The sequence below is a fragment of the Gardnerella vaginalis ATCC 14018 = JCM 11026 genome, assembly GCF_001042655.1.
Lineage (GTDB): Bacteria > Actinomycetota > Actinomycetes > Actinomycetales > Bifidobacteriaceae > Bifidobacterium > Bifidobacterium vaginale.
The window spans coordinates 383238-402126 of sequence record NZ_AP012332.1 but is presented as its reverse complement, the minus strand read 5'-3'; the positions used below and the strand labels follow the sequence as shown (position 1 = coordinate 402126).

12 protein-coding genes and 1 pseudogene are annotated in these 18889 nt (G+C 42.8%); 2 read left to right on the top strand and 11 right to left on the bottom strand.

All coding sequences use genetic code 11. The annotated features are described in order from the left end of the window. Nucleotides 1–504: 504 nt before the first annotated feature. The 6 genes from GAVG_RS01515 to hpt form a co-directional block, all read right to left on the bottom strand. A complete protein-coding gene (locus GAVG_RS01515) occupies nt 505–1503 on the bottom strand; it encodes a lipid II:glycine glycyltransferase FemX (RefSeq protein WP_009993638.1) in 999 nt (332 codons plus the stop codon). A gap of 70 nt (nt 1504–1573) precedes the next feature. Continuing rightward, nucleotides 1574–3250, bottom strand: coding sequence for an energy-dependent translational throttle protein EttA (gene ettA, locus GAVG_RS01510; RefSeq protein ID WP_009993639.1), 1677 nt, complete (start codon nt 3248–3250; stop codon nt 1574–1576). 142 nt (nt 3251–3392) lie between these two features. Beyond that, nucleotides 3393–3902: a DUF3180 domain-containing protein gene (locus GAVG_RS01505; RefSeq protein WP_004112239.1), complete on the bottom strand. Its 510-nt coding sequence runs from the start codon at nt 3900–3902 to the stop codon at nt 3393–3395. Next, a complete protein-coding gene (locus GAVG_RS01500; RefSeq protein ID WP_009993640.1) occupies nt 3902–4963 on the bottom strand; it encodes a dihydroneopterin aldolase in 1062 nt (353 codons plus the stop codon). The genes GAVG_RS01505 and GAVG_RS01500 overlap by 1 nt, the downstream gene beginning before the upstream one ends. Before the next feature lie 97 nt (nt 4964–5060). Next, entirely contained in the window at nt 5061–7316 is a 2256-nt protein-coding gene (gene ftsH / locus GAVG_RS01495; RefSeq protein ID WP_004575067.1) for an ATP-dependent zinc metalloprotease FtsH, read from the bottom strand. 191 nt (nt 7317–7507) lie between these two features. Next, nucleotides 7508–8062: a hypoxanthine phosphoribosyltransferase gene (hpt, locus tag GAVG_RS01490; RefSeq protein ID WP_004112234.1), complete on the bottom strand. Its 555-nt coding sequence runs from the start codon at nt 8060–8062 to the stop codon at nt 7508–7510. Between the two features lie 69 nt (nt 8063–8131). Here hpt and tilS point away from each other — a divergent pair, with 69 nt between their 5' ends. Further along, entirely contained in the window at nt 8132–9223 is a 1092-nt protein-coding gene (gene tilS, locus GAVG_RS01485; RefSeq protein WP_004112231.1) for a tRNA lysidine(34) synthetase TilS, read from the top strand. Between the two features lie 180 nt (nt 9224–9403). On the opposite strand, the gene GAVG_RS01480 is transcribed toward tilS, so the two are convergent. From GAVG_RS01480 to GAVG_RS01455, 5 genes and pseudogenes are all read right to left on the bottom strand, one after another. Next, nucleotides 9404–11188 (bottom strand): D-alanyl-D-alanine carboxypeptidase/D-alanyl-D-alanine-endopeptidase, encoded by a 1785-nt coding sequence (locus tag GAVG_RS01480; protein ID WP_009994340.1) that lies wholly within the window; start codon nt 11186–11188, stop codon nt 9404–9406. Between the two features lie 154 nt (nt 11189–11342). Further along, nucleotides 11343–12995: pseudogene (locus GAVG_RS01475) on the bottom strand (hypothetical protein). 15 nt (nt 12996–13010) lie between these two features. Continuing rightward, nucleotides 13011–13889 carry an ABC transporter ATP-binding protein gene (locus GAVG_RS01470; RefSeq protein WP_004115766.1) on the bottom strand — a complete coding sequence of 293 codons (879 nt, stop codon included), beginning with the start codon at nt 13887–13889 and terminating at the stop codon, nt 13011–13013. 508 nt (nt 13890–14397) lie between these two features. Further along, nucleotides 14398–15624, bottom strand: coding sequence for a glycosyltransferase family 2 protein (locus GAVG_RS01460; protein WP_004115768.1), 1227 nt, complete (start codon nt 15622–15624; stop codon nt 14398–14400). Next, entirely contained in the window at nt 15621–17213 is a 1593-nt protein-coding gene (locus GAVG_RS01455) for an AI-2E family transporter (RefSeq protein WP_004116951.1), read from the bottom strand. The genes GAVG_RS01460 and GAVG_RS01455 overlap by 4 nt, the downstream gene beginning before the upstream one ends. A 173-nt stretch (nt 17214–17386) precedes the next feature. Between GAVG_RS01455 and glnA the strand changes: the two genes are divergently transcribed. After that, on the top strand, nt 17387–18823 hold the full coding sequence (gene glnA, locus GAVG_RS01450; RefSeq protein ID WP_004112221.1) for a type I glutamate--ammonia ligase: 1437 nt from the start codon (nt 17387–17389) through the stop codon (nt 18821–18823). The last annotated feature ends 66 nt before the right edge of the window (nt 18824–18889 follow it).

The window sequence follows — 18889 nt, the reverse complement described above, 5'->3', positions numbered from 1 at the left end:
ATATTTGTTCATAAAATGTAGAATAACTAACAAAACAAAGCACAGAGATAGCAAATTGCCAATTAGAGTAATCTACCCCCCCCCCCCGTGGAAAAATTCAATAATTTTGAGAGAATTTGTTGAGTGATTTTAATCACAGATTTATATTATTTTTTAAAAAATTACTGATTTTCCTTACTAAACATTAACAAAATAAGGTTTACACAAATTTTCGCTATATATTTTTTATTAATGATATTGATAAGCATAAGCTATACACGACATGCCGTTACACTCGAATACAAGTAAACTAACGCGGGATAAGAAAAACACTACAAGATAATCAAAATCACGTAAGAATATTCCCGCATTTGTTCCCTTTTTGAGCAAAATAGAAACAAACACGGGAGACGCGACCTGCATGAGCTCTTAAAGCGTAGCGCGCGAACGACATGATGTACTTTGCACCAGATTCACCCCAACTCGCGCACTATAGCACTCTAGAAATAGCAAATTTTCAGGAGATCACCTATTAACAAACTTGCTGTATGCATCCTCATCTGCAACGACATCAAGCTCACCAATCCAAATAAACGGATCAGTAGCCTTGCAGAAACCATACTTAAAGAAATAAAGACCATCGCTAACATCAAGTGAGAACACACCACCCATGTTAAAGTACTTCATTCCAAGCTCATGCGCCCACTGAATCAAATCCCATATAGACAAATACCCTGGGCTCACCTTGCCCTGCATGGTCGCAGTAGCACCATACATGTACCATAATTCACCGTTATAAGGCAAACCAATCATGCACGCAATAGTCTTACCCTCATAGTCCGTGCTATAAATTCTCATTTCTGGATAAGCTGCAAGCAATCTCTCAAAATACTCTTTAGGTCTGTATGTAATACCGTGTCTTTTTGCCATAATCTCAGTAAGCTCATAGAACTTGTCAATATCTTCCTGAGAACGACTCCACCTAGATGTAACGCCAGCTTTTAAAGAAGCCCTTATGTGCCTTCTTGTCATCGCACTAAACCCAGCAAGAAGATCATCCATAGACTTACCCTCAAGGTCTAGCATCATCTCATATCGAGGATTGGAGAAAGAGTGAAGTTTTTCCCCATCGCTCCTAAAAGTAAAACCTTGCTCTCTATACTTCTTAACAAGATCTTGATCGTTTTTAACGCAAGGATCCATTCGTAGCAAAAATGCATTGTACTTTTCAATAAGAGGCTTAGCTTCTTCAATCAGCTTCTTAGTGGTTTCTATATCATAAAAATCACTTACTGGTCCATGAGGAGCATAGAGGAACATTTTATCATCAACAGCTTTTATGCCGAGAACAGACATTGCTGCTGTAATCTTACCGTTTTCTTCTAGATAAACGTATTCACTAATCCAGTTGCTTTTCACATCTGCCCAACGCATATCTTGCATAGCGTTTCCATAAGGCGAATGTTTTATGAATTCCTCATACTCTTGGACTTTAGAAGAATCATTTTTATCAAGTATCGGCATTTGTTCTCCTTTTTAGCTCAATACGTGATTTTAATTCAGTTTTACTCTGATAGCACGAGTTATACGCGATTTAGCGAGTAAGCTTACGATGCAAGCGATGAGGACGAGCAGCTTCTTCACCAAGGCGTGCGATCTTATTTTCTTCGTAAGCTTGGAAGTTACCTTCGAACCAGTACCATTTTGCAGGATTCTCATCGTCGCCTTCCCATGCAAGAATATGCGTGGCAACGCGGTCAAGGAACCAACGATCGTGGCTCACCACTACAGCGCAACCTGGGAAGTCAAGCAAAGCGTTCTCTAAGCTTTCAAGAGTCTCAACATCTAAATCGTTAGTAGGCTCATCAAGCAGCAGCAAGTTGCCGCCCTGCTTAAGAGTTAAAGCCAAATTCAAGCGATTACGCTCGCCGCCAGAAAGCACGCCCGTAAGCTTCTGCTGATCCGAACCTTTAAATCCAAAGCTTGCAACATATGCGCGAGTAGGGATTTCAACGCCTGCAACTTCAATAAAATCAAGTCCGCCTGAAACAGCTTCCCACAAGTTCTTATTAGGATCCAATCCTGCACGATTCTGATCCACGTAAGAAATCTTCACAGTATCTCCAACTGTAAGCTCTCCACCAGAAAGTGGCTCCAAGCCAACAATCGTCTTGAAAAGCGTAGACTTACCAACACCGTTTGGACCAATCACGCCAACGATACCGTTACGAGGCAAAGTAAACGACAAATCGTCGATTAACACGCGATCTCCAAAAGCCTTGTGAATATGCTTCGCTTCCAAAACTTGCGATCCCAAGCGTGGACCTGCTGGAATTTGAATCTCCGAAAAATCAAGCTTCTTGGAATTGCATGCCTCTTGCTCCATTTGGTCGTAACGCTCCAAACGAGCCTTATTCTTGGCCTGACGAGCCTTCGGCGAGCTACGCACCCAGTCCAACTCATTCTTTAAGCGCTTAGCAAGCTTGGCATCCTTAGCGCCCTGGATTTCCATACGCTTAGCCTTGGTTTCCAAGTAAGTGGTGTAATTGCCCTTGTATGGGTAAAGCTGACCGCGATCCACCTCGCAGATCCACTCTGCTACGTTATCCATAAAGTAGCGATCGTGGGTTACAGCAATAACAGCGCCTTCATACTTGTGTAAGAACTGTTCCAACCAAAGAATAGACTCAGCGTCCAAATGGTTTGTAGGCTCGTCCAGCAGCAGCAAATCTGGGGCTTCAAGAAGAAGCTTGCACAGCGCCACTCTACGCCTTTCTCCACCAGAGCACACAGAAACAGGCGAATCTGGGTCTGGGCATTGCAAAGCATCCATCGCCTGCTCAAGCTGAGAATCCAAATCCCAACCATTTGCAGCATCAATCTCTGTTTGCAACTTGCCCATTTCTTCCATCAATGCATCAAAGTCAGCATCTGGATTTGCCATCTCTTCGCCGATTTGGTTGAATCGATCCACTTTTTGCGCAATCTCACCAAATGCCATCTTAATGTTTTCACCAACCGTCTTCGTTTCATCTAGAGGTGGCTCCTGCTGCAAAATTCCAACGGTATAACCTGGCGTAATCGAAGCCTCGCCGTTTGATACATTCTCCAAACCAGCCATAATCTTCAGCAACGTTGATTTACCCATGCCGTTAGGCCCTACAACGCCAATCTTTGCGCCTGGTAGGAAGCTTAAGGTAACGTCGTCTAGAATCACGCGATCCCCGTAAGACTTGCGTGCCTTAATCATTTGGTAAATAAATTCAGCCAAAGTAATATACCATCCTTAAAAATTGAATTTAAATTGAATTAAAATTAAATTATTACAGCAGATTTTTAAATTTTAGGTTTGTGTTTATGTTTTGTATTTCGGTTTTATACTTATATTTTTAAATTTTATATTTTAAATAATTTTAAATCGCAGCAGCTGACTGTGCCCTGTCGGAAGTACCACTTGATGCATCCGCACCATCTTCTGGAGGAAGTTGGCACATCCACTCACCCACAATACCAATAATCATGTCTACAAGACATACTATTCCAGCTATAATGCATTCACGAATAATGTTGGAATAGAGCGGAATATTTGCATGCGGCCAACACATGAATAGTTGCCCAGCATACCAGCCAGTTAGAATCGCTCCAGCCATTCCAAGCGCTTTTGCAAGCATAAGAGCTGCAACAGCAAGCTGCATATTTAAATGCTTATGCTCCTCTGGCTTTGCAGTAACATACTGATGCGTCTGCCAAGTAAGAATAAAGGTAACTATTCCACCAATTGTCATAAACGCAAGAACAACCCACGGCGCACCAGAAAGCGATATTGCGCTTGATTCCGTAATAGACACCAGGAATGCGCCGAATACAAATCCAAATAGCACCCCGAGTACAAAGTACCACCAAGGCGTGCGGTAAGCTTTCATCAACACTCTCCCATAATCCAACGTTCTGAATAAATACCGACTCGCGCTGCATCTGGTGCAAACGCAAGTTTGTACGCAAGTGGTTCTCCGTCAATTGAAGCATCTGGCTCAATTTGCATCCATGGCTCCAATTGTGCAGCATTTAGCTGTGAATCAAGCCTATCTGAATCCATAGTCTTTGTGTTTGAACTATCAGATCCGTATTGCCTCGTGCCTAAAATTCTCAATCGCAAATTTTGTTCTTGAGAAATTTGCATTTCTTTGATCTTAAGCGCTAGATCATCTTCTACCATTGTACTAGATACCACTATTATTGCAGAATATTCTTCGCCTTTATCAGAGCTTACCTGATATAACGCCGAAACGCCGTCTAATTGAGTTGAAATAGGTTCTTTCGATTGCTCCAAACTCGTGATTATATCTAGCATGGCGAATTTTGTTGACTCTGATTTTTCTCCCTGCATTGACACTACTGCAGTTGTGATAATTGGATTATAGCAAGATTGGCTATAGACAGAATCTAAAGAAGAATTAGAATCGCTGGTTGCTTGCGACTTATCTTTAGACTCATCTCTCGAAGTCTCATCTTGTAATTTTTCCTTCTGCTCAGCCGCAAAAAGCGACGCGTCCGTAGGATTCGCCAATCCAAAAATCTGCGATGTTTCCACATCGTCTGCAACCCTACGAATCGTAATAGACACGCCATCTGCATTAGGTAAATCATAAGAAGCATCGTTAAAATCAGCTTTAAACTGCGCATTAACAGTAATCTCTGCCTGTTTAACAAGCCAAGATTTCATAGCTGAATCTAGTAGCCTTCCAGCCGTAAGCTCCAAACAGATCGAAGAATTCTTAGCAATATCATCATCTTGAACACACGAGTCCAAAACGCGGCTAAGCCTTTTAGAAATCTGGGCAATATCAACCGTTTGGGTAGAGTCGCCAGCAACCGCTGCCCTCAAATCTAAACTCAAAACAGCGTCAACACTAAGGCGAGTATATAAGCCAATAAAAGCATCAGTATCACTCGGTTTAATACCACTTAACTTAATTGTGTCCATAATCGCCTCCCAAAAATATTATACGCGCGGTGCTTTGCATAATCGCTAAACACCGCGCGTAAAATTGTTAAATTAAATTATTATTTAAATTAAATTATTATTTTAGACTTTTATTTTCATCTGTAGAATCAGCTGGCGACTTATCCTCAGTATTATCCTTAGAAGAATCACCCTCAGAGGCATCATCCTTAATAACACCAATATTTCGCTTCAAGCTTTCTGGAATCTCTACAGGAGGAAGAGGCGAATCTGGACGATCCGAATTAGAAAGCCACAAATCGCGCTCCGGAGCCTTACGAATCTTAGAGAAGATTTGCTCAAGCTCTTTCTCGTTAAGCGTTTCCTTAACAAGAAGCTGACGAACCAACTCATCCAAAACATCACGATTATTATTAATAATCTCCCACGCCTCAGTGTGAGCCGTTTCAATCAACTTGTGAACTTCTTCATCAATCACTTCGGCAGTTTTATTAGAGAACTTACGCGATTGCAAAGAATCCAAAGAACCAGAAGAATCCTGATCAGCATCCATCCACTTTACGGCACCAAGCTTAGAGGAGAAACCATATTCAACAACCATCTTACGAGCGATTGCTGTAGCTTTTTCAATATCGTTAGAAGCGCCAGTAGTTGGATCGTGGAACACAACCTCTTCCGCAGTACGGCCGCCCATAGCATACGCCATTTGATCAAGCAACTGATTTCGAGACTGAGAATAGCGGTCGCTAGTTGGCATAACAGCCGTGTATCCAAGAGCGCGTCCACGAGGCAAAATCGTAACCTTAGTAACAGGATCCGTATGATGCAAGGCAGCAGCAACGAGCGCGTGACCACCTTCGTGATACGCAGTGTTACGCAACTCATCCAAAGCCATGCCCTTAGACTTCTTTCTAGGACCAGCCTGAACGCGATCAATCGCCTCGTCAATAGCGCGATTGTCAATAAGCTGAGCGCCAGAACGAGCGCAAAGCAAAGCCGCCTCATTAAGCACATTAGCCAAATCCGCGCCCGTAAAACCAGGAGTTCGAACAGCAACCATATGAAGATCAACGTCTGGAACAAAAGGCTTGCCTTTAGCGTGAACCTTAAGAATCGCCTCGCGACCTTCCAAATCTGGAGCTTCCACAGCAACCTGACGATCAAATCGTCCTGGTCGCAAAAGCGCAGAATCAAGCACATCTGGGCGGTTCGTAGCAGCGATAATAATCAAATTAGTGTCGTTATCGAAGCCGTCCATCTCTACAAGCAGCTGATTAAGCGTTTGCTCGCGCTCATCGTGACCGCCAGTCATACCGCTACCGCGGCGTCGTCCAACTGCATCAATCTCATCAATAAAGATGATTGCTGGAGCGTTCTTCTTAGCCTCATCAAACAGCTCGCGCACACGAGAAGCACCAAGACCAACAAACATCTCAACAAAGTCCGAACCAGCCATAGCATAGAACGGCACACCAGCTTCGCCTGCAATAGCACGCGCAAGAAGAGTCTTACCAGTTCCTGGAGGACCATAAAGCAGCACACCGCGCGGAATACGCGCGCCCAAAGCCTTGTAGCGAGAAGGATCCTTAAGAAATTCCTTAATTTCCTCAACTTCTTCTACAGCAGACTGTTCACCTGCAACATCCGCAAACTTAGTCTTAGGTGTTTGACCTTCCAAAAGCTTTCCGCGACCACGGCCGCCACCCATTCCAAGCATTCCGCCGCCAGCGCTTGCCATTCTGCCAAACATGAACCAAACAAGCCCAAGCAGAATCAAAATCGGCAGCATAGATGTGATCAGATAAGAAATTATGCTAGAAGACTGCATGCTAACAGTCCAACCATTAACTGGCTTAGCTTTTTCGATATCCTGAACAACAGTCTTACTCTGAGCAATCGTATAGTAGAATTGCACGTCTTTTCCATAATCGTGCTTCTGCTTATCGCGCTTATCGAGCTTAACATACTTCTTGTCAAGCGTAAGCTTTACAAGCTGTTTGTTGTCAATAACCTCCACATAATTTGCACTACGCTTATGAAGCAACTCCAAGCCATCTTGCGTATCAATTGTCTGTGTACCGTTATGCACAAACATCTGGAATCCTGCTACAGACAATATCACAAGAAGAACAATCCAAGTCCAAGGAGATTTAAAGAACTTACGACGAGAATCAGGATTATTATCATTCTGCGAATCATTACCATTCTGATTCTTATTGCCGTTCTTGTTTTTATTGTTCTTATTATTCCCACTATTCCTATCTGGATTTTTTCCAAAATTAGGCGGAAGGAACGGATTATTCCCGTTACCTCCCAAAGGACTTTTCATAGGTCCACCCATAGGTCCGCGAGGCGACATTGGAGAAGCGCCCATATAATCAGGCTCCTTTCAGGATCCTTCTGAAGGCTCCTTACATAGAAATATGCTTAAAACTAGGATTAAATCCTACTATTTGGTTTCTATTATCCAGTACTTAATTATTCAAGATTACCTAAAATTAATCAAGATTTTTTAAGACTAACCAAAGTTTCTTAAGATTACTACTCAAAATCAATAAAGAATACTTAAGATTCATACACAGATGGCTTAAGAACCGCGATAGAATCAAGATTCCTATACTTTTCGTCGTAATCCATTCCAAAACCAACTACAAAAGCATCTGGAATCTCGAATCCAACGTAAGTAATATCAACTTCAACTTCGCGACGAGCAGGTTTAGTTAGAAGCGCAAACACCTTCACACTCGCAGCGCCTCTGCTCTTAAGCTCTTTAACGAGCCAATCCAAAGTCTTGCCAGAATCAACAATATCTTCAACAATAAGCACGTTTCGTCCGCGAACATCTGTAGTTAAGTCCTCGCGAACCGTAATCTGACCACTGCTTTTAGTGCCACTGCCATAACTGGAAAGACTCATAAAGTCCATCGGCGCGTTAAGACTAAGCTCCTGCGAGAAAACAGCAAGCGTGTTAACAGCACCCTTAAGCGCTGCAACAAGCAAAATATCGCGGTTCTCGTAGTCTTTACTAACTTGAGCCGCAACCTCACGAATACGCTTCATAAGTTCTTCGTGACTGATCAATTCGTAATCAATATCATCTCTTATATCAGCAATCTGCATGCTAACTATGATTGCATAAACGAATGACGGACGTGTTACAACTTACGCATTATGATTTAGACTATAAGCATGGTTTACTCACCTAGTTGGCGTAAAGGAATTGGCGAAGTAAAACGCTGCTTCGATAATCTTGGGCTAGAAGTGCAAGGTCCACAATTCTTGCAGCACGGGCAACATTTGGCTTTACCAAACGCACCAATCGTGCTGGTAGCATGCTCTGGAGGACGCGATTCGCTAGCATTAACAGCACTGGCAGTCAAAGTGTGCGCAAGCAGAGGTATTCGATGTGCAGCGATTATAGTGAACCACAACATGCAAGAAGGATCCGCAAAAGTTGCACAAAACGCTGCTAATACTGTTGCAAGTTTAGGAGTAGACAAATCACTTATATTCGTTGAGTCCGTGCAAGTTAAAGATGGCGAAAAAGGAGAAGAATCTGCAGCAAGAGACGCTAGATACGCTGCTATTATTAACGCGGCTAAGGATTTGGGTGCATCCGCAGTTCTTTTAGCGCACACGGCTGACGACCAAGCAGAAACAGTGATTATAGGTTTACGAGACTCTGCAGGTCTTGAGGCTGTAGCTGGAATGAAAAATATTACGGTTCGAAGTGGAATACGTTTTGCTAGACCGCTAATTAACCTTAGAAGGCTTGAAACAACCAATATTTGCAAAGATTTGGGCATTGAGTGGTGGGATGATCCAACAAACGGCGATTTAACACCAAGCGATGTTGAACTACCAAAGTCATACCCTCTTCGCTCAAGAATAAGACATACTCTAATGCCTTATATTTCACGGTTTTTTGCTACAGATATGACTTTACTACTTGCCAAAGGTGCCAAATTTGCACAAGACGATTTAGATTACATTAATTCTCAAGTTGACATAATAGAAAGAGAGACGATTTTAAAGCAAAATTATGATTCTTGCGCACACGAAGTAAAAATAGCAATATCACCTTTAACAAAACAACACACTTCGATAAGACGCAGAATAATCGCCCGCGCTTTAACCGCCGCTGGAATACGTTTTTCGTCAAATCATATAGAATCAATCGACGAGCTAATTACAAACTGGCACGGTCAAAAACCTGTAGCGCTTCCTGGCGGATATGCGGCAAGCAGAAAATCACAGACTATAACTATTTGCGAACGCTAGCGATTTCCCGATTTTGTTGCTGATTTTTCCATTTTGAACAACATTCTCGGTAAGTCGCTCGCGCGTTACAGCGCGCGAACGTCTTCGCCGCACAGAAGCAGTGCTTCTGCATTAAGCGGCTCAGCACTCCGAATTACCTTTTCGCGCTACGCTCTAAGCGAAAAGGCAGGTCGTCGCGCACTAAAGATTAGTCAGCTCGGCCATCATCTTATTAATGCCAACATAAGTGTAGTTAACATCTCCAGGAGGATTAACAACAACCGCAAAGGTTAGCGCGCCTCCCGACTTTCTAGAAACATTGCCAACCATAGATGACACATCACCCAGAAAACCAGTTTTAACACGCAGCAAGCCAGCTGCCGAAGGATCTGACAAACGATGGCGTGCCGAAGTGCACCATACACCAGGTAAAGCTAAGCCTTCTGCTGCTGCAGCACCTTTACCGATTTTAAGATTCTGAGCCTGAACTTGCACAAGAGTCACAGCACGAACAGCGGATTTAGGCGAAAGCCCAGAACAATCAGACATGTGTAATCCGTTTATATCAACGCCTAAATCGCGCAAAACGTCGCGTACAGCATCTGTGGCACCTTCTGGAGAATTACTTTTACGCATAGCGAGCGCAGTAAGACGACCAAATTCTTCCGCAATAGAATTGTCCGAATGCCTTAGCATATATGCCATAATTTCGTTAAGTGGAGCAGAAGAAACGCGGGCTATTTGCTTAAAATCAGAGGAAATCATCGGTTTTCTAGAGCTAACATATATGGATGATAATCCATCAATCTTGGAAGTTTTGCCAATTTTTGCAGAATCAGTGCTCCAAGTTCTCACGTCAATACCAAATTTTTTGAGTAGATTCGCAAAAATTAATCCCGTACTTACAGCTGGATGCCGATCTAAAAGTGGATAATCATCTGGGTCATCAGCATCATTGCCAGCAGCCACCCATGCTGCAAAATTACGATCTCTGCCTTCATCAACAGCTAAAGACGATGTTGGCGCATAAAAACGTCCTTCTTCATCATTTTCATGAATCAAATCAGGATAGCGTTTCTCTCCAAACAAGGAATCATCAACAGCAAGCTCAACAACTTTTACACCTTGTTTTTTAAGCGAATTCACAGTATTGCTAGCAAGGGTTTCAAGACCAGCTCTACCATTTACATGATTTGGATCATTGGTTGCAGCACCCATCAGCATATCGCCGCCGCCATGAAGAACGAGCCTAGCAAAACCATTTTTCACTCCAGATACAGCAGAATCAGCATTTCTAGAGCTTCCAACATAGTTTGCGTAAACTGTTGTAGAAAGAGTCGATCCCATGTCTAGAACATGCGAGGCAGCTAGAGCCGTAAGCGTTTTCATAGTAGACGCCGGCTGCAAAGCAAGATTTTCATTTTTAGCAGCTATAATCTTTCCGTTTGCATCAGCAATAACAGCTGAAGCATTAGGACCAAGACCTGGATATTCAAAAAATTCCTTCAAAATCTTTTCCGCAGATGACTTGTCAACAGGCTTATTCTTATCCACCTGCTTAATCAAGCTAGCATATTTAGCTAATCTCTTAGGTTTGGGGCTAGTTAACTTTTGAAAAATCTTATGATCACGCGCAGCAATTTCAAACTGATTAATAAAACGATTTTGCAAAATATCTTGGCAATCAAACAGAATATAGCCACCCATTAAAGAAATTACGCCAATTACCGATATTAAGCAGACTAGAAAACGGTTTTTTAGCCTAGAGCCATTGGCGTGGTTTTCTACACTAAGTTCGGTTGCTGGCGATTCATCCAATGTTTCGGCTTGCTTTTTTTGCGATACTGTTGGCGAGGGTGCTTTTTGCGATATTGTTTGCAAACTGGACTTAAAACCAGCTTTTTCCCTAGCCTCTTTCGACGTGAAAGCATCTTCTGGAATCTCGACTATGTTATCTAGATTCTTAAGGTCTTCATCGTCTTGCATGCGCACGCCGCCTATGTGTATGTACTTAAGTTGTATGTGTATGTACTTAAGTTAATTGCAATTCTTTACAACTATACAAACTATACACTTGCATATGCCGAGAGTAAGTTTGTGTGCATAATATAGTTTTTTATAGAGGCGTGCGCATTAATGCTCAAGCAGTAATCGAGGCAAATCTGCGCAAGTTTTCTACAATACGAATCATGCGCTTATCCATTACTTTGCCACTAATAATTACGCCAACAACCAACACAACAAATCCGTTTACTACAAACAGAATGAATGCAATCCACAGCAGTTGCGGCGCAAGAAGCAAAAACACAATCACAGCCGCAGCCGAAGGAATCATGCAAACTACAGAAAGAAGCATAAAGCCGATAGCTGCAAAACTTCGCCCGCCAGCACTTCCTTGCGGCCTAGAAAATGGCTTTTCGATTGACGCTACAGGGTACATTGCAATGCACGAAGAAATTAAGCCAATGCCTATGGTCGCAAAAGCTACTCCAATTGGAGAAAGAGTTTGGAACATAACTGCATTCATATTTTGCTGAACATTTGCTACAAAGAAAAGGAAAACGTAAACCCCTATTCCAAGAATTGCAAAGTACACAGCGCAAATCACGGACCAAACTATTGCGTGCGCTAAACGATCGTGCACGCCTTTTACTCCAATAATCGCGTGCATAGTAAAAGCTGTGCCATCGTATGCAATATTGTTTCCAACAACCATGCCCATAAGCAAAGCAGCATACATCATCCAGCTAGAAACGCCTATGTCCTGTGCTATAGAACCAAATCCTTTAGCATTAAAACTAGTTCCTCCTGCAACTATCAGCATAAAAAGCGGCGTAAGAAGCAAAAACAGTTGACGCATGTCTCTTCTCATAACGCTAATAATTCGCGCAATAATCGCACCAACTGTGTTGTCTGGAACTGCTGCAAATAAGCCGATTCCTTTAGTTTTAACAACTGTTTTTTGCTCGCCGCGAAGTAGCTTCGGCTCTAATTTTGCGCAAAATACGGATATTGCAAAGCAAACAGCAATCGTTACAACGCAAATAAAGAAGCGAATAACAAGCGCAAGCCAATTGCCATTAATGGCGTCAAGAGGCAAAGCCATAGCCGCACTTAACGGCGTAAAAGCAGACGCAGCGCAGAAACTTGAGCCGAGCACAATTCCGCTTGGATTTTTGTTACCAATATTCACAGTGGCAACAAAAATCATGTACGCTATAAAAATGGCAAAGTAGAAAATGTTTCTTGAATGCTTGTTTATTAAAATAGTATCCAAAAGTTCAATAAGCATTTTGCTTAAAGACACGATTGTTGCAACGTAAAGCGGAGCTGCAATTACGCTGACTAAAACCGGCACAATTCCAAAGCTTCTGTACGCTAAAGATCACAAAGCAAGCGCGATTGTGCAGCTTATTGAAAATGCTCCAAAAAGAGAGCCAAGAAGCATGCCAGCTTGCTGCTTTACGTAAGGAATGCCATAAAGCGCAAAACTGCGCGATTTTAGTGTTGTGTCGCTGCCTAACATAAACAGGTTTATAAACAGCGTAAAAATTGACACAATCGACATAACCATTATTGGAGCAAGTTGGAATTCCTGCCAATTTTTAGCGTCTGCAAGCATTCCTGGATCAATGTACTTGCCAGTTTGCCAGCCGGCAAAACCAAGAGCGCATATAATCGCAAGCCCAAAAACAATGACTATACCAAAGCCAATTTTTTGCCACATTGACTTTCGCATAACAGAAAAAGTAAGCGCCCAGCGAAGGCGAACCATTGTGAAAATCATAGACATTACGGCTCTCCTTTTTTAAGCGTTGAGATCGGTGGAAGATGCAGGAGCATTATCAGATTTACCGCCATTAAGCCAGTCGATGCGTGCAGCAGCGTGACGTCCGCCAACAAGCTCCATAAAGCGATCTTCAAGATCTTTGCCCTGAGCCACCTCTTCAAGAGTGCCAGAAGCTGCAACATGACCTTCGTTAATGATTGCCACGTGCGAGCACATTTTTTCAACCAATTCCATAACGTGCGAAGAAATAATAACCGTACCGCCAGTAGAAACATACTCGGCGAGAATATCCTTCAAATTTGCGCTAGAAACAGGATCCACTGCCTCAAAAGGCTCATCGAGCACAAGCACGCGCGGGCTGTGAATCATAGCTGTTGCAAGGCAAATCTTCTTAGTCATACCAGTTGAATAGTCAGAAACAATAGTATTTGCAGCTTCTGTTAAATCGAAAGCAGAAAGCAAGTCGTTTGCACGCTTTACGGATTCCGCGCGACTCATATCGCGAAGCATGCCAGCGTAAGTTAAAAGCTGAAGACCAGTAATCGTCTTAAAAATCTCATCTGCTTGTGGCATTAAACCGATTGAGCGCTTAGCGCTATTTACGTCGCTCCAAACGTCGTTGCCAAAAATCGAAGCCGAGCCAGCATCTGGCATAAGCAAGCCCGTAAGCATTTTAATCGTAGTGGTTTTGCCAGCACCGTTCGGACCTACCAATCCGTAGAAAGAGCCTGCTGGAATGTCTAAAGAAAGATTATCTACAGCAACTTTTTTTCCAAAAGTCTTAACAAATCCGCGAATAGAAACCGCTGGAACTTCTTCATTAGTAGCGTCGTAAGCGTTTACGCCAAAAACTGGAACACTGCCAGACGCATTTGCAGAAGGAACAGAATCTACCATAAAAACCTCGCAATACACAGATAAACGCACGTATTGCGCCACATTATTGCGCAATCGCACGTTTACATCAAGGCTTCTATTATCTCATATATTGCGTATGAACGCACTACGAGATTGCATAAATTACACCGAGCTAGGTAGAGATTCGAGATTTTTCGCAGCGGATGAAGCGAACCTCAGCATCTTTGATGGTGATTCGCTGAAGCAGCAAGAAAAATCGAGAATCTCAGTGATTAAGCAATACGCAATTGTTCAAGTACGTAGGAGGGCTGGGTGATTCTTGGTCGAACAATATAAGAGCGGCAGCCGATACCAAATAATCCAAATGATCAACCACTACAAACAAACTTCAACCAAAAAACAAAATCAAAACCAAATCGGAACAACCGCAACAACAAACTACACGTAAGAGGCGAAGCGTTGTGAGACAAGAAACACCCAGCCCTCCTACACACCAAACAGGAAGTAGCGCAACACCAAACAGAGAATTTCGCGCGCTCGCTCCGATTTACCGACCCGTGTGATGAATCGGCTTCCACTCGCTCTTAGAGAACACAGCTTGGAACGCAATCGGCACGTACGAAAGCATAAAAATAGGGAAGCTTAGTGCGTACGCAAAAAGCTCTTTGTTAGTGGCTCCAAGCTTATCGTGTTCTACAAGAATGGTAAGCGAAACAAACACCATCATACCTAAAACGCTTGTGACAGTAGTGGTTATAAAGTTAAGCGTCGAGTCAATCTGGCTTGTCCAAGTGACGAATCCAAACGCGGCAAAAATAAATCCGAGTATGAGTCGCACAATCGCAAGCACCATAAACGGGCATAGCATAAGCGTAAAGTCAACTGACGAAAAATCGCGTTCGCGGATTCCGTGACGTATAAGAGCTGCTCCGTAATAGCGGAACACTTGCAAGAAGCCTTTACTCCAGCGCAACCTCTGTCTCCAGCTTTGCCTAAACGATACTGGCTGCTCGTCGTAGAGAACCGCCGATCCGCAATAACCCACTTTGTCGCCGTGCAAAATCGAGTCCATTGTAAACTCAAGGTCTTCTGTAAGCAGATGGAATTTCCACCCGCGATTTCTGTGCATGATTTCGCGCGAAAACATGAATCCTGTTCCGCCTGCATGGCAGCTAGACCCAAAAAGCATGCGCGAATTGTTGGTAAATCGCGATTCGCGTATAAACCACAATGCCGACCCAGAAGACACCCAATTATCCGATAAATTCACTGAGTTTCGGTAGCTTGTTAGAATCTGGTATCCTGCATGGAATCCTTTGTTCATCTCTTCAAAATAGTGCAAATCCAGCTTATTATCGGCATCGAAAACAAAGTACGCGTCGTAATCTTTGTCTTTTCCAAGCTCCATTATGTGATCCAGCAGGTAGCTTAAAGCGTAGCCTTTGCCAATATGCTGCTTGTCGAATCGCTCTATAACATTGCACCCGTACTCTCTTCCAACTTGCGCCGTGCTGTCGGTGCAATTGTCGGCGACTAGCCAAATGTCGATTAATTTTTGATCGTAAGTTTGGGATTGTATGCATTTTATGAGGTTTCCTATTACAGCTTCCTCATTGCGCGCGGATATTAGAACGGCGTAATGCTTGTCCATTGGTGCTTGCGGAAACACAATAGGCTTTGCTACAAGCGATGCGACTGCGCAAACACCTTGATATACAACGCTACTTACGCCAATTATGATTACTAAAACGTCGAAAATAGACAAAAGAATCATTTATTCCACCCACTTCGTGGATTACTATTTGAGTTTGTTGCTTTTTTATTTTCTTTTTTATTTTCGTTTGGAATTGTACCAAATTTATTTGTTTTTGACTTTAGTTCTTCCTTATCTTGATCGGTTGCTTGCGACTTATCCGAATCTGAATTTTCTGCGCGCTTTTTAGCAATATCCTTATTTACAGCGTCTAAAATATCGCGTGAAATTGCCATAGTTTCAACATACCCAGAATCGTCAACTGAATTTTCATTTTCAATAGTTTCGTCTGAAGAATTATAGGCTTGCTTATACCAATACATAATGTCTTCGTTAATAGATACTCGAGATGAAGAGCCTTTCATAACTCTAAGCACACTATCTTTAACAGGTTTAACAAAACTGTTTCTTATAGTTTCAACACTCGTAACCATAATTGATTTACGATTAGGCTTTGGATCGTCCATTAAAGGTGAAGAAACTAGATTGTATTGTTTTGTACAAACTTTGAGAATTGCCTGCAAACTAGCGGTTACTGGAAGTGCTAAGAATGCACCGAGAGCACCAAACACAGCACCCATAATCAACACCGATAAAAAGGCTACGGCAGGATTTAAGTCCATGGTTTTTTCGGAAATCTTAGGTGAAATCACCATGTTTTCAATCTGCTGATAAATTGTCACAAAAATCAAAACTGCTATAGCTGATCCAAAACCATTAGATCCCCACGCAAATAAAATTGGCAGTGCTCCACCTAAATATGTTCCTATTGTCGGAACAAATTGCGAAACGATTCCACAAAACAGTGAAAGCGGAAGCCAATATGGAACATTCATGAATATTAGGAAAATCGCAGTACCCGTTGCGTTAATAGCTGCCAAAATTGTGCGCGAAAATAGGAAGCTTGATATCTGCTCCTGTACAACGGACCAGATAAATAAAAATCGCCTCTGAGACTTAGGATTCAACAGCCTACACACACTTCTGCGCATAGAAGGACCAGCTGCAGAAATGTAATAGGTCACCATAAGAATAGTGAGTAAATCAAGCAAAACCGCCAATAATCCCCACGTTGTATTAATTGCTTGTCCAGCAAAATCTACAACCCAAGAGGTTTGAACGTGTTTAAGAATTTCCATGCCGAGTTGCTCAATGTTTGGCATTTTGAAACCAGTGGAATTTAGTACAAAATGGGCAAACTGGTTGTATAAATCAGGTAGACCTAAAACCATGGAAACTGCTTGTTGCACAAAAAGATTACCAAAAAGCACAAGAAGCAAAATAACTATTACAAGCAGCCCAAACAAGCTTGCCAAAGATGCAAAAGCTCTACTCCACCCGTGTTTTATGAGCCGCACAACAAGAGGTTCAATTGCCAACGCTATAAAAATGGATACTACAACATCGAAGACTATAAAGGCGATATTTCCCCAAGCAAACCATACAAAAATCGCTACGAACGCTGCAATAACAGCATACATAAGCGCGCGGCTAAGCCAATCTGGCGGGCGCCTATCATCCCCTTTGGCTGGGAAAATCGCGGATAAATCAAGCTTTGCACTTGTGCTGTGATTATCTATACTGCCTTCATGTTGTTCTTTATTATTCATAAAATACATTGTACTTTATAACGTGGGAGCACGAGCCGCTTGCATGTTTTGTGCATATAAACACAAATAAGTAGCGTGTAACACAATCGTAACCAGATAGTCGAGTCGCTGAAATCCAAAATCTTATGCAACAATCTAAACTATTTACTGAGATTTTTACGAAAGGATTGTGCATGACCACTTTACAAACTAAAGAAGATGCCGAAGCTTTGATTAAGCAAGAAGGCATTGAATACGTATCAGTTCGATTTACCGATTTGATTGGCGTTCAGCAGCATTTTACTGTGCCTGCAAGCGAGTTCTTAAACAGCGCTTTTACAGATGGGATGGCTTTCGACGGCTCTTCTATGCAAGGATTCCAAGCTATTAACGAGTCCGATATGAAGCTGATTCCAGACGTAGACACCGCATACATTGACCCATTCCGCAAGCATAAGACTTTGAATGTTGCTTTTTCGATTGTGGATCCTGTAACAGACGAGCCTTATTCTAGGGACCCTCGCCAAGTGGCAATTAAAGCCGAAGCCTACTTAAAGGCAACTGGCATTGCCGATACCGCAAGCTTTGCTCCAGAAGCCGAGTTCTTCATTTTTGACAAGGTGCGTTTTGCAAACGACATGCAACGCTCCTTCTACGAGGTGGATTCCAACGAAGCTCCATGGAATTCTGGCATTGATACTGAAGATGATGGCAGCAACAACATTGGTTTTAAGAATCGCGTAAAGCACGGCTACTTCCCTGTTCCACCTGTTGATCATAATCAAGACTTGCGCGACGACATGGTTTACAACCTTCAAAAGGTTGGCTTGATTCTTGAGCGTTCTCACCATGAGGTTGGCGGCGCAGGTCAGCAGGAAATCAACTACCGTTACAATACGCTTGTTCATGCTGGCGACGACTTAATGAAATACAAGTACGTTGTTCACGAGACTGCTGCTTTGGCTGGTAAGGCTGCAACATTTATGCCTAAGCCAATTGCTGGAGATAACGGCACTGGCATGCACTGCCATCAGTCGCTTTGGAAGGATGGTAAGCCATTGTTCTATGCGGAAACTGGTTATGCTCAGCTTTCCGATATTGCGCGCTGGTACATTGGCGGCTTAATTAAGCACGCGTCTTCTGTGCTCGCTTTTACAAATCCTTCACTTAACTCTTACCACCGCCTTGTTCCAGGATACGAAGCCCCAGTCAACTTGGTTTACTCTGCTCGTAACCGTTCTGCAGCTATTCGTATTCCTCTTGCTGGAGAGGCTCCTTCTGCTAAGCGCATTGAGTTCCGCGCTCCGGATCCTTCCTGCAATCCATTCTTAGCGTTCTCTGCTCAGCTTATGGCTGGCTTAGACGGCATTATGAACCACATTGAGCCTCCTGCTCCTGTTGATAAAGATCTCTACGAGCTTCCTCCAGAAGAGCATGACGGCATTAAGCAAGTTCCTTCTTCACTTGGTGAGGCTTTGCAAGCTTTGGAAGAAGATCACGACTTCCTTATGCAAGGAGATGTGTTTACTAGCGACTTGATTGAAACTTGGCTTAATCTAAAGCATGAAGAGATGGATATGGCTCGTTTGGCTCCAACGCCACTCGAGTATGAGCTTTACTTCCATATCTGATATTTGTGATTAATAAAATCCCCCGCAAGAAAACTTGTGGGGGATTTTATTTTGCATTCGTCTTTT